Here is a 13,385-nt window from a genome sequence, read left to right on the forward strand (position 1 = left end):
CAATGAAACGATTAAAAAATATAGTTGAGTCAAAAGAAGGAAAAAGAATCGTGATAATAGCTAGTGTCATTTTCATCACAATGTTCAGTTTTATTTTCTACTCGATCTTTTTTCACCATGGAACAAATGGAAATTCAAAAACTACAGCGAGTAGTGAGCGTTTATCTTTTAGTGAACAAAGAGACGAAGAACTAAATCTAGTAGAAAGAAACGAGGCTTTAGTTTATCGAGGAATTTGGTATTCTGATCGAGCAGATGGCATGGTTCTGGAATTAAAAAATGACGGAACTTATCAAAGTACCAGTTGGCTCACAACGGGGCAGTATCGCTTAGTAGATACAAAACTTGTTCTAACGGACAAAGAGAAAGAGGAAGTTTCTTTTGAGCTGATGACTAGGTTAGGAGAAACGATCTTCTTTTACGAAGACAATGAAGGTGACACTACCTATTTTTATCCAAGTGTTGAATTGTTGGAGAAGGCGAAAGAAATGATTGATTCTGGCGAAGATGAAGCGAATGAGAGGATCAATCAAAAATGGAATGACGTTTTACTTCAAGGTAGTTGGACGAATACGACGATGAATAGTCATGTATTGATTGATTTTACAGAAAATACATTTGTCCAACGAAAAGTGGAGGATGGAAAAGAAACAAGTCGAACTTTTCACTATCGCATTATTTCTGAAGATGTTTCTGAGACATTATGCGTGTTAGAACTGTCAGTCACCGATGAAAATTCAGCAGTTAAAAAATTCGAGATCACATTAGAAGAAACACAATTTGGTTATCGCATGAATTCTCTCCCAGGAATGTTTTTATGGGTAAATGATTACGAAAAACCACATCAAGCTGTGAGATTAACTCAAACAGGTGTATTTAGAGAAGAAAATACATCTTTAGAACAGTTGCTTGAACATCGCTTGAATGGTTAATCGACTCTGAAAAAATTCTTCATTGAATGGAGGAGACCGATGTTTTATAAAAAATTTGAAGACTACCTTAAAGAATATCTAAACAAAGATATTTCAATAAAATCAGTAAAACCTTATGAAGAAAAAGTATTCAATGAGTTTCAAGCAAAAGCAATATTGGATAGCAATCCTGAAACTTTGAGAGAAGAATTCCACTTCGTTTTAGATTTGATTTCTTCACGAAAAGAAGTGAATGAAGAAAAGACAAATGATTTAAAACAATCATTTGACAGAATGATCCGAGGCATTGATCCATCAGACTATAATGCGCTGAGATTCTCCATATATAAATCGCGGATGATGGTCTTAAAAGAAAATATACGTGAGCGAGAAACAAGTTCAAAAGAAGTGCCACCTACTTTTACGTCGAACACATCATTACAAGCATCTGATGAATTAGTAAGTCCTAAATTAGTGGCGGAACAGGAAAAAAGATTTGCAGAACAAGCAACACTCAATAAGAGAGGCAACGGAAAGCAAGAAGCTTTATCCAATGAGCAGATAAAAGAGAATGTCGCGACGTACGTAAATTCTGTTCACACGACGAATCAATATACAAAAAAAGAACACCATCAAAGACCTAAAGTGAGTGATTTAAAACAACGGTTTGAAAAAGAAACTTCTTATAATATAGAACCCCATTCAGCTGAAGTACCATCAGGGACAGTCAACCGATTGCGCCAATACTATGAAGGTCTGAATCATTCAATAAATGATCATTCATCATTAGAAAGTCGAGAGTCGTCTAGATGGAGAACCTCGCAAACGAATGATTCACCGAATGTTCAAAATAGGCAAAATCAACCGACAGATCGACAGAACCAAAGAAATGAAGGAACATCATCCTATCAAAAAGCTCCTCCATTAAAAGGTACTAGCGAATTGGTGCGTAGAGGAAACGAACGCACAGTCTATACGAATGAATCATCACCCACAAACAAAGCAGAGCCGGATCAAACCGGCATGACAAACGAAGAATTTCAAAGACGACGAGGCCGGTTTGGCAATATGGCTGGACCCAGTAACCAACAACCAGTTATCGAGAGAACGAACCAAAGAGAAACAGATAATTATCAGACAGCTACTTATCAAAATCCACTTAGGCAGCAACGAAGTAGTGAGCTAGTACATGAAGGTCAAACTAGTAGGATAGATAACAATGACTCATTAAGGACAAACAATGCAGAACTGAGTCAAACAAGTAAGGCGAACGAAGAAATTCAAAGATATCGAGACCAGTTTGGCAATGTGGCTGGACCCAGTAACCAACAACCAGTTATCGAGAGAACGAACCAAAGAGGAACAGATAATTATCAGACAGCTACTTATCAAAATCCACCTAGGAAGCAACGAAGTAGTGAGCTAGTACATGAAGGTCAAACTAGTAGGATAGATAACAATGACTCATTAAGGACAAACAATGCAGAACTGAATCAAACTGGTAGGGGAGACGAAGAATCTCAAAACCTTATTGCTCGATTCGACAACCTTACTAGTACAAGTAATGAACCATCGTTTTCCAAGAAAAAAAGTCATGGAGAGAGTGAACATCAAGGAACTTCTTATCAAAGAGCTACCCCCATGCATGGCAGTAGTGAAATCGTACGTAAAGGAAACGAACGCGCAGTTTATACGAATGAATCATCATCTGCAAATAAAACAAAATCGAATCAAACCGGCTTAACGAACGAAGAATTCCAAAATCGTCGCGCTCAATTTGAAAATCCTAGTGTCAAAAGTGATAACCGCCTTGCTCCAGAATCCACGGGTCGAGTGAGAGCAGCGACAGAGCGGTTCGAAAAAGCGAATGAGCTTTCTAACGCCCGCCCAGCTCCAGAATCCACGGGTCGAGTGAGAGCAGTGAGAGATCAGTTTGAAAATCCGAACGCCTTTAGCAATGAACGATCAATTCCAGAACCCACGGGTCGAGTGAAAGCAGTGAGAGATCAGTTTGAAAAAGCGAATGAGTTTTCTAACGCCCGCCCAGCTCCAGAATCCACGGGACAAGTGAGAGCAGCGAGAGATCAGTTTGAAAATCCGAACGCCTTTAGCAATGAGCGCCCAGTTCCAGAACCCACGGGACAAGTGAGAGCAGTGAGAGATCAGTTTGAAAAAGCGAATGAGTTTTCTAACGCCCGCCCAGCTCCAGAATCCACGGGTCGAGTGAGAGCAGTGAGAGATCAGTTTGAAAATCCGAACGCCTTTAGCAATGAACGATCAATTCCAGAACCCACGGGTCGAGTGAAAGCAGTGAGAGATCAGTTTGAAAAAGCGAATGAGTTTTCTAACGCCCGCCCAGCTCCAGAATCCACGGGACAAGTGAGAGCAGCGAGAGATCAGTTTGAAAATCCGAATGATCATCCTAATGAGCGCCCAGTTCCAGAACCCACGGGTCGAGTGAAAGCAGTGAGAGATCAGTTTGAAAAAGCGAATGAGTTTTCTAACGACCGCCCAGCTCCAGAATCCACGGGTCGAGTGAAAGCAATGAGAGATCAGTTTGAAAAAGCGAATGAGTTTTCTAACGCCCGCCCAGTTCCAGAATCAACGGGTCGAGTTGAAGCGATGCGAAGACAGTACGAGTCCAGAACTGGGAGAGAAACTGAAGATAGTGTCTCTAATGAAACATTACAGCAACAAACCGGCTTGGCTAACGAGACATTTCGCCAACGCCGGGGCCAATTTGAAAATCCTGCTGTAAAAAGTAGTGATGGACAAAAATCAGAAGAAAGTGTTACATCCGATCAACTAGATCTTAGAAAAGAACCAAGCAACCAATCTACTGCTCTCTCTGCTGATCAAACAGGTATTGTTGCTGGTAACACGAAAAAAATCCGTGAATTGTTAGCTGATAAACTCAAATTTAATCCAATAGAGAAAGAACCACCTGAAACAAATACTCAAACAGATAGTTCCCACGCACCAGTAGAGGAATCTTCCTCAGACACTCAAAATAGCCAAATGAGAAATCAGATGAGTGAAGGTGGGGAACCGAAATCAACGAAACTGGATGAAGCGAGTATAGCCACTCGAGGAATGGATAAAAAACAGTCGGAAAACACAACTGATCCTTTAGATAAACTTGGAATAGACGCTAGTAGTAGTACTTTTGGTTTAAATGAGAATGCTTCAGAGAAAACGGATAAAGCTACAGAAACTGATTTTATGGATGACGATATAGAATTGCCAGAGTCAGGACCGCATACACAAAAAAAGAAAATCCACACAAAAAAAAGCCGAGCTATCCAAATCGGAAGGTTTTTCTTGAACTTACTACCACTAGCATCTTGGCCATTGATCAGTATGTGGGTGACTGCCATTTTAGGTATCGTCCCAGCTTACCTTGCGATGTATGGACTTCCACTAACTCTGTTGGTTTACGGTACGATTTTGGCTGCTGCTTATGGACCAAAATTGATCAATTATATACGAAAACTTCGTTCTAGAATACAAACCTATCGTCAGACAGAACGAAATCGACAGAGAAACTTAGAAGATCGAGTAATTGATCCAAAAGAAAAATCGATTCAAAGGGAAACTACCGTTCATGAGAAAGATACAACAAAAACAAAACAACAAAATCATTCATCAGAAAAATTCAGTCCTGAAGATCCGGAAAAAGATAAATCTGTAAAGGGCTATTTTAAAAGAAATTGGAAATCTTTTGCGATCATCATTGGTGTGGGTATAGCTATAGCAGGAATTGGTATCGCACTGACACCAGTTGTTGCGCCATTCATTTTCACAGCAGCCACAGCTCCTGCTTTATTTAAAGTAACTTCAGTTATTGCAATGGGACTTGCTGTCTCCTTTGGTGTAACTGCTTTGAGTAAAGGACTTCATGCGCTACAAAGAAAGTATTATAAAAAAGAAGACCCAACATTAGAAACGCCGACGCAAAAAGAGACAATCGAAAAAAACTCTTTAGAAGTAGACAGGAATTTTGATAAATCTAATGAAAAAGTGGATAAGGATGATCGGATATCTGCTCATGATAGTTCTTCAATAAAAAATGCTGGATCAAAAGAAGATGGAATGAAAGTGGCTAACGCCGAAATGAAGTCAACGGATAAAAGTCCGTATGCATGGGTCTATGGTCAAGAGACAGAAAATAAAACCCAAAATGAATCGAATCGTTCAAGTCGGTCGAATTCTTTCAATACCCATGAAACAGTTCATGTGAAAGCGGATATTCATGAGCCACCATCACAGTCAGCTCGTGAAAACCGCGCGACCAATCAATTAAGTGAAGCTACAAGACATCGAGTGGATAATATGAAATCTGAAAGTAATCCACAGATTGCTGAACAGAATAAAGGAAACAATCGTCAGCCAGCCGTCAAAGAGGCATTTGATTCAATCAAACAAAAAGCAATTTCGAAGAGTAATAATGTCAGTGGCAAACCCCTGCTGAAAGGTCAGATATCTTTTGAAAAATGAAGAATACGGAGAGAGATTCAATGAATAAAATCAAATTAATGAGCATATTTAGTGTCATCATGTTGCTCCTGCATTTTCCAGTTAATGTTTATGCACTTAATATTAGTCTCGATGAGATCCATGAAGGAAAGAGCTTACGTGAGTGGTTGCATGACGAAGGAGAAAAAGCAATTTCTCAACAAATCACTACTACTCCACAAGCAAATAATTCTTTAGGTGTGGAGCCAGGAGAGAGCGTCACTTTTTCAGTTAATATCCCAACCTATGCCATGGTGACAGACCATAATGGCTGGATTCCAGCTATTACAGGAGGCAAGCACGGGAATACTCCTGTGCCCAATATCTTTTATACTCAAATGCATTATGGAAATGCACCTAATCTGTCCGGTAGTTACAGAATAGGTGATGTAACTGCCGCAAATCTTCCTTCTGGAATGAGTATTAGCAGGGTAGTTGGCCCAACTACGGGAAATTTTACAAGAGTTGATGTGACAATCACAAGGAATCAGGTGAGTACTATAAATGGTCATGATAGCTCGATCAATCTTAACTTGAGTACGCTTTATTTAGATACATGGGCGATTGACCCAACAACTGCTGCTCTTTTTGGTCATGAGCCAATCAATGCAGGGGGATTACGCTTACTAATCTTAATCTTGGAACATTGTCGCTGCGAACAAAAAATTCAATCAGAGTGAGATATATCGATGAGGCAGGGAATGAACTCCGAGATTCACTGGTAGAACAAATGGAAGTTGGTCAAAACTATGCGTATACACCTCCAGTCATTCCGGGATATACCTTCAGCAGATTATCATCTGGAAGCGCAAGTGCTTCCGGTCAGATGGCAGCTGGTCCGGAAAGACTTATTGAATTTGTCTATACAAAGAATCCTACAATAGGCGGAGCAATCACAGTGAACCATGAATTTATCGGTGCTCCGACCATGAACAGCAGTGAGCGATTCACAAACGTAGGAAATGTGGGTGATCGCTTTGAGTTGACCCCTAGAACAGAGGACGGCTGGCGAGTAAAAGGTGAATTGCCACAAGTGACCGTGACAGAACAAGCCCAAACGGTCACGATCCAATATGAGCGACAAACTGGCGGAGCAATCACAGTGAACCATGAATTTATCGGTGCTCCGACCATGAACAGCAGTGAGCGATTCACAAACGTAGGAAATGTGGGCGATCGCTTTGAGTTGACCCCTAGAACAGAGGACGGCTGGCAAGTAAAAGGTGAATTGCCACAAGTGACCGTGACAGAACAAGCCCAAACGGTCACGATCCAATATGAGCGACAAACTGGCGGAGCGATCACAGTGAACCACGAATTTATCGGTGCTCCGACCATGAACAGCAGTGAGCGATTCACAAACGTAGGAAATGTGGGCGATCGCTTTGAATTGACCCCTAGAACAGAGGACGGCTGGCAAGTAAAAGGTGAATTGCCACAAGTGACCGTGACAGAACAAGCCCAAACGGTCACGATCCAATATGAGCGACAAACTGGCGGAGCGATCACAGTGAACCACGAATTTATCGGTGCTCCGACCATGAACAGCAGTGAGCGATTCACAAACGTAGGAAATGTGGGCGATCGCTTTGAGTTGACCCCTAGAACAGAGGACGGCTGGCAAGTAAAAGGTGAATTGCCACAAGTGACCGTGACGGAAGAAGCACAAACGGTCACGATCCAATATGAACGACAAACTGGCGGAGCAATCACCGTGAACCATGAATTTATCGGTGCTTCGACTATGAATAGTAGTGAGCGATTCACAAACGTAGGAAATGTGGGCGATCGCTTTGAGTTGACCCCTAGAACAGAGGCTGGCTGGCAAATAAAAGGTGAATTGCCGCAAGTGACCGTGACAGAACAAGAACAAACAGTCACGATCCAATATGAACGACAAACTAGCGGAGCGATCACCGTGAACCATGAATTTATCGGTGCTCCGACCATGAACAGCAGTGAGCGATTCACAAACGTAGGAAATGTGGGCGATCGCTTTGAATTGACCCCTAGAACAGAGGACGGCTGGCAAGTAAAAGGTGAATTGCCACAAGTGACCGTGACAGAACAAGCCCAAACGGTCACGATCCAATATGAACGACAAACTAGCGGAGCGATCACCGTGAATCACGAATATATTGATGAGCCGTCATTGAATATGAGTGAAATTTTTACAGATGTAGGAAATGTGGGCGAGCAATTCGAGTTAATACCAAAACTACTTGCAGGCTGGCAAATAAAAGGTGAATTGCCACAAGTGACAGTAACGGAACAAGCACAAACGGTCACGATCCAATACGAGCGTAAAATTGGCGGTCAAGTAGTCGTTAACCACATTTTTGAGGAAACGTCTGAAAAAAATCGAATGGACATTCTACTTGGACGTTGGGGAGAAGCTTTTAAGGCAGAGCCAATGCAAATAGCTGGTTGGGAAGTGAAAGAAACCATCGGTCAACCTACAGGTGTATTTACAGACGAGGAGCAAGAGATAAATTTCATCTATGTTAGAAGTGAGGAGCAGCCGATACCAGAGGAAGACAAACCTAATGATAATAAGGATAAGCACCCTGAAACAAAACCGGTAGACCAAGGATCGAATAAAACACCACCAACTAAAAAGAATAATGGAGTTACAATCAGAAGAAAAGAAGAGAAGCGTTCGCTACCAAAATTGAATAGTCAAGCAGGAATTTCCTTAACTGTAGGAGGGACGTCAATCGTTGCATTTGTCTTTTGGAAACAACTAAAAAAGCGAACTAAATGTAAAAACAAATGATACCAATCATTGACTTAAAGGAGGAGTTTAATGATCACCAATGAACAGCCTGATCCAGAGGTAAAAACGTTGCAAAAAACATCGTTGAGAACACCTAAATATGGTTTTATGGGACTAAAATATTTAGGAAGATTTGTCGTCAAGGTGACGAAGATGATCAAAAATAGAATCACAAAAAAGAAAGAAAAAGAACAATCACCTTTAGAAGCATCTGCTAATACGACGAAGGCAGCTAAAAAACAACCTGTCAAAGCGGAAGCTGCGAAAGAAAAAGCGCCTGTTGTAAAAAATATCGCAACAAAAACCAATCGGAATCTTTTTCAGTTTTTATATAAATTAGGAGCGAACTTCATGAAGTTTGATCTATTAAAGAGTATAAAAACACTCGGAATCGGAGCGACATCTTCACAACGAAGGATTAAATCAGCCGAAGTCAAGTCAGAAAAAGTGGTAAAACAACAATCCGTTGCTAAAGTCAAAAAATTAAGTTTTGCTACAGTAAAAAAAGAGGCGATCAGTAAAAGTAATAAAATCAATCAATTATCAAAAAATAATCAGTTAACAAGAAGACCATCATTGCAAAGATCATAAGGAATTTTCATGATCAATTTGAGCCATCCTGATTGGAGGAGAAACAATGGAACATGAGCGTATGAGTAATGAGCAACGAAGAATAGGCCGTGAAACTAAGCGAATCCAAGCAATGAAAAGGATAGAAGAAAACAAGAGAGAGCAAGAACGCGTTTATTTAGAGAATGTTCGATCGTCAGAAGCATTCAAACGTGCGTTACAAAAAAATAAAAAATAACAAATAAGTCATTTGGTTCATGGATAATAGCGTGAAGACAGATCAAGGATTTCTTTAAGAAAGTGGGAATGATAAATGGATGAACAACTCGTAAAATTAAATCAAAGAATTGAACGTATAAAAGATATCAATGATCCTGAATATGATCACTTAGTAGCAGAGAGAAATAAGTTGCGACAACAAATTGCTGCACGGAATGAAAAGAAGTCCACCGTTCAATCTAGTAACTCGAGAGCTATTGAAGTAAAATCAGATCCTGAAAAAATTCAGCAGTTAACGGAAAAAATCTCAACAATACAAGTGAAAATAGACCGCATCAAAGATATGAGTGATCCTCGCTATGAACAATATAAAGCGGAGAAAGCACAGTTGATTCAAGAAAGAGAATCAGAAAGACTTAAATCAGGTCAGGGTAGTAAATCGACAAAAAGAATAGACATATCAAGCCAAATGAAAGGGTCGGCACCAATTGTTCAAGCAGATTTAAAACAAGCCAAAAAAATGATTCATCATGAACTTGATGATCATTTTGAAAAATTATCCGTTTTTTTTGATCAATATAAATTTCAGTATGATTCATCAAATGATGAGAAAAATATTAATGAATTAGGTGATAAAATCATAATGCATAAAAAAAGATATGACTTGAAGATGGATGCTAGTTTCAAGGATGCGGGTTTCTATGGCAGGTTTAAACAACATCAAACACAAAGTGAATTAGCACTTGGTAATTTCATTGAAAACTGGAAAGAAGATCAAGGTTACTACCGAGATACTCATTCCGTTTTTGAAAAAATCCATGAATTAAAAGAAACAATCCTAAAAAATCATAACTTAGAAAAATACAATATGAAAGTCAACACGAAACAAAATGAATTAGCCGAATTACAAAGTAAAAAACAACGAATCAATTTTTTTAGTAAGTATATTTTTAACCGACAAAAATATCGTCAGTTAAAAAGTCAAATTAATGAATTGAAAAATGATTTAGACATCGTACAAAAAGCTCGATTACTAGCTATGAAAGGCGATTATTCAAAAGCAGAGACTTTATTCAATGTGAGTGAGCGTACGGGAACTTCTCATGAAGTGAAGCAACGAAGACTGACACAAAAAACATTAACACCTTCCTTAGCGACAAATATTGCCGGTCCCAGTAAGCTACACGACAAAATGGAAGCAAGCGTAAGCAAATCAGCAGAAATCATGCAACGCAAGAGTTCAGAGAAATTGCGTAGTTCTTCCCCTAAAGAGCAACGCGCATAAAAAAAGTACCTCTAATCGATAAAATTTTTATCGATTAGAGATATCAATGATTAATTGTCTGATGAATAGTCACGTTGTTAATTTATAAGAACTCTAACAAAGAAAGAATATTCGCTTGTTGAAACAGCTAAAAGTTAAGGAGTACCAATGAAAAGCAAAAAAAATAGTAAAAAAATAATCATCTTAATGACCGTATTAGTGATTCTTTTGACCCATCTACCTTTTCATTTTGCCTATGGATCAGAAACTAGTGAATCTGCACCCGAAAGCCAAAATGATCCAAGTTTAGGACTAGAGAGAAATGCAACAATCACATTTGAAACAAGTCCTTCAGAAGGTGGTAGACCTAGTTTTGCCCCTCATATAAATCCGCCATGGGGAAGTTTATTATACACTATCAGTGCAAATCCGAACCAAGGGTTTCGTTTTGTTCGATGGGAGCTAATCAACGGATTGAATGCTTCGATAAGCAATCTAAATGAAGAAACAACAATTCTTAGTATCTCTACTGGTGGCCCTATAGGACCACCAGTGCATGAGACGATAACGATACGAGCAATCTATGAGAGGGTTTATAATTTAACTTTCCAATCTTCTCCAATTGCTGGAGGAAATCCAAGAGCGGATCAAACAATACTGGCACAAGGTGAAACGACCACGATCCATGCCAACGTTTCGAATGGATATCGCTTTGTTCAATGGGAACTTGTTTCTGGAAACACGACTATCGCAAACCGAACGAGTCAAAGTACATCCATTACGATGGGGGCAGGAGATTCGTCAATTCGAGCAGTCTATGAACAAATCACTCATAGTGTGAGTGTTCAGGCCAATCCAACGATTGGTGGCAATCCTACGGCTTCAGCTTCATCCGCCGCCCAAGGAGCAACCATCAATTTGAATGCGAATCCAGCTGTCGGATATCGGTTTGTCAATTGGCAGTTTCTAACCCAAAACGGAGCGACGATTACAAACAGTAATCTTGCGAATACTAATTTGCGAATGGGAACGGGATCTGTGATTGTTCAAGCCAATTTTGAACGCTTGCAACAAGGCAGTGTCATCGTACGATATGTGGATGAAGTGGGAAACGAGTTGGCTCAAAGTGATATTTTAACGGGCTTTAGCGGAGAATCCTATCGCACAGAAGCAAAAGCAATTGAAGGCTGGGAATTGCTTGCAATCCCAGTAAATGCAACAGGTTTTTTCACGAATGTTGAGCAAATAGTCACCTATACTTATCGGAAGAACCAGCAGTTATGGGGAACTGTCCCTTGGGAATACGACGAGGCAACGAAAACGATCCATTTGTATGGTGGAATCGCTGGATCGGTCCCAGAAGCGCCATGGAAAAGCACTTTCGAAGTTGAAACGATCATTGTCACCAACGAGGTATTTTTACCGGAAAATAGCGCCTCTCTTTTTAACGGGGCAAGACAGTTAGAAAGTATTGAAGGTGTAGGGAATTTTAATACATCTAAGGTAACGAATATGGATGAGATGTTTGCACGTACTTCGGCGCTAAAAGAGCTAGATATTAGTCAATGGGATGTGTCTAATGTAACTAGCATGAGTCACACATTTGCTTGGATGAGCAATTTAAGAAAGTTAGATGTCAGTCAATGGGATGTCTCCAATGTGACAACGTTGAGCCATGCATTTGCGTGGACATCCAATCTTATTGATATAGATGTTAGTCAATGGAATGTTGGGAAAGTGATCGATATGGGGAATTTATTTATGTCTTCCTCTTCGCTAGCTGAATTAGATTTGAGCAATTGGGACACAAGAGATAAAGATATTAGGGGCATGTTCCATCTTGCATCAAGACTTTCATCCCTTAAATTAGGAGAAGAATCAGTTATCGGAAATACCAGCTTACGAACTATCGTACCTACAGCGGAGTATACAGGACGATGGGTGCTTGAAGAAAGTTTGGATAGTTCAGTTCGAACCATCGCGTTTGAGAATTCAAACGAATTTATGGCAAATTATGACGGAAGTCATCCAGGAACTTATGTATGGGAGCGTTCTCGTCCGGAAGAATTAGTGGCTGCATTAGAGCCATTAAGTGACCAATCGATAGCAATCACTGGCTGGATGACAGAAGTAACGGATAATCGAACGATCACTTACCAAAATACAGCGGGACAAACAGTCACTGTAACCAAAGAATCACCGAGGATCAAGTGGGGAGATTACCAAGATGCAGATCAACGGATTCGACAGTTTGAGATACCCTTAACAGAAAATGAGCGTTTAGCAACAGATACAGAGGTAACGCTCACTGTTGCTAAACCATCCGTCGAAACAACTGGTGATTTGACGATTGAAAAAAAGGTAATCAAAGGTCTCGACTACACTGCAAATCACTTCACATTAGAGCGTAAGAAGTTAGAGGCATTAACCAGTGAAGCAGAACTCCATGAATTGATTCTGAAGGAAAGTCAGGCAACAGCACACGATGTTTTGACACAGGACGACCGCAGTCAGGAAATTAAAATCGTGGCTACAGATTTAACTAAGGATGATGTGGACGATGGCACGTATTTCGCCACATTTCAAGTAGGGAACAAAGCCTATCAATTTACAATAGGCATTGATGTTAATTCGAAGATCCATCATCTAAAAGTTTCCATACCGACGAAAATGGTGTTCGAATCCCTCTACCAAGGCGAGGAAACTAATCGTGAATTTGTTAGTCCAGATTACGAGATCCGTAATCATTCAGATCTTTCTGTTGATACGTATGTAAATCAGTTCATTATTGAAGATGATGCAGGGGTCATCTTGTTAAGAGAGGATGAGAATCCTTTAGATCACGCGCCATTGCAAGAAGGACAACCGAAAAACTTCTCTGATATCAAACAACCACTATTGGAATTACAGTTGATGTCTAATGAAACCAAAATTTCTTTATATGGACGAAGAAGTGAACAACGCTTGGCACAAGTTGCACCATACTCAAGTGTCCCTTTCCATTTGACCGGTCGATTTTATGGGCCCTATCCTAAGTGGATCGCGGAAAGTGACAATGAACAAGGGGGCTATTATCAAGATTCATTCGTTCCTACCTATCGTATGATTTTACGATTTGTTCCCAGATAGC

At 40.1% G+C, this 13,385-nt stretch carries 8 protein-coding genes; all 8 read left to right on the forward strand.

The window, feature by feature from the left end; genetic code table 11:
* Positions 1 to 2 precede the first annotated feature (2 nt).
* The 8 genes from CYK55_RS06415 (at position 3) to CYK55_RS06445 (ending at position 13,384) form a co-directional block, all read left to right on the forward strand.
* Positions 3 to 932: a hypothetical protein gene (locus CYK55_RS06415; protein ID WP_034690561.1), complete on the forward strand. Its 930-nt coding sequence runs from the start codon at positions 3 to 5 to the stop codon at positions 930 to 932.
* A gap of 39 nt (positions 933 to 971) precedes the next feature.
* Positions 972 to 5,408: a hypothetical protein gene (locus tag CYK55_RS06420; protein ID WP_126134064.1), complete on the forward strand. Its 4,437-nt coding sequence runs from the start codon at positions 972 to 974 to the stop codon at positions 5,406 to 5,408.
* Positions 5,405 to 6,106, forward strand: a complete 702-nt coding sequence (locus CYK55_RS06425) for a hypothetical protein (protein WP_126134065.1) — start codon at positions 5,405 to 5,407, stop codon at positions 6,104 to 6,106. The genes CYK55_RS06420 and CYK55_RS06425 overlap by 4 nt, the downstream gene beginning before the upstream one ends.
* A gap of 50 nt (positions 6,107 to 6,156) precedes the next feature.
* Positions 6,157 to 8,202, forward strand: a complete 2,046-nt coding sequence (locus CYK55_RS06430) for a MucBP domain-containing protein (RefSeq protein ID WP_126134066.1) — start codon at positions 6,157 to 6,159, stop codon at positions 8,200 to 8,202.
* A gap of 30 nt (positions 8,203 to 8,232) precedes the next feature.
* Positions 8,233 to 8,793, forward strand: a complete 561-nt coding sequence (locus tag CYK55_RS06435) for a hypothetical protein (RefSeq protein WP_034688147.1) — start codon at positions 8,233 to 8,235, stop codon at positions 8,791 to 8,793.
* Between the two features lie 46 nt (positions 8,794 to 8,839).
* On the forward strand, positions 8,840 to 9,010 hold the full coding sequence (locus CYK55_RS13450; RefSeq protein WP_161633738.1) for a hypothetical protein: 171 nt from the start codon (positions 8,840 to 8,842) through the stop codon (positions 9,008 to 9,010).
* A gap of 75 nt (positions 9,011 to 9,085) precedes the next feature.
* Positions 9,086 to 10,276, forward strand: coding sequence for a hypothetical protein (locus CYK55_RS06440; RefSeq protein WP_034688149.1), 1,191 nt, complete (start codon positions 9,086 to 9,088; stop codon positions 10,274 to 10,276).
* A gap of 147 nt (positions 10,277 to 10,423) precedes the next feature.
* Complete coding sequence (locus CYK55_RS06445) at positions 10,424 to 13,384, forward strand: BspA family leucine-rich repeat surface protein (RefSeq protein ID WP_051536160.1); 2,961 nt, start codon at positions 10,424 to 10,426, stop codon at positions 13,382 to 13,384.
* The last annotated feature ends 1 nt before the right edge of the window (position 13,385 follow it).

It is taken from the genome of Enterococcus mundtii, assembly GCF_003957375.1.
GTDB classification, from domain to species: Bacteria; Bacillota; Bacilli; order Lactobacillales; family Enterococcaceae; genus Enterococcus_B; species Enterococcus_B spodopteracolus.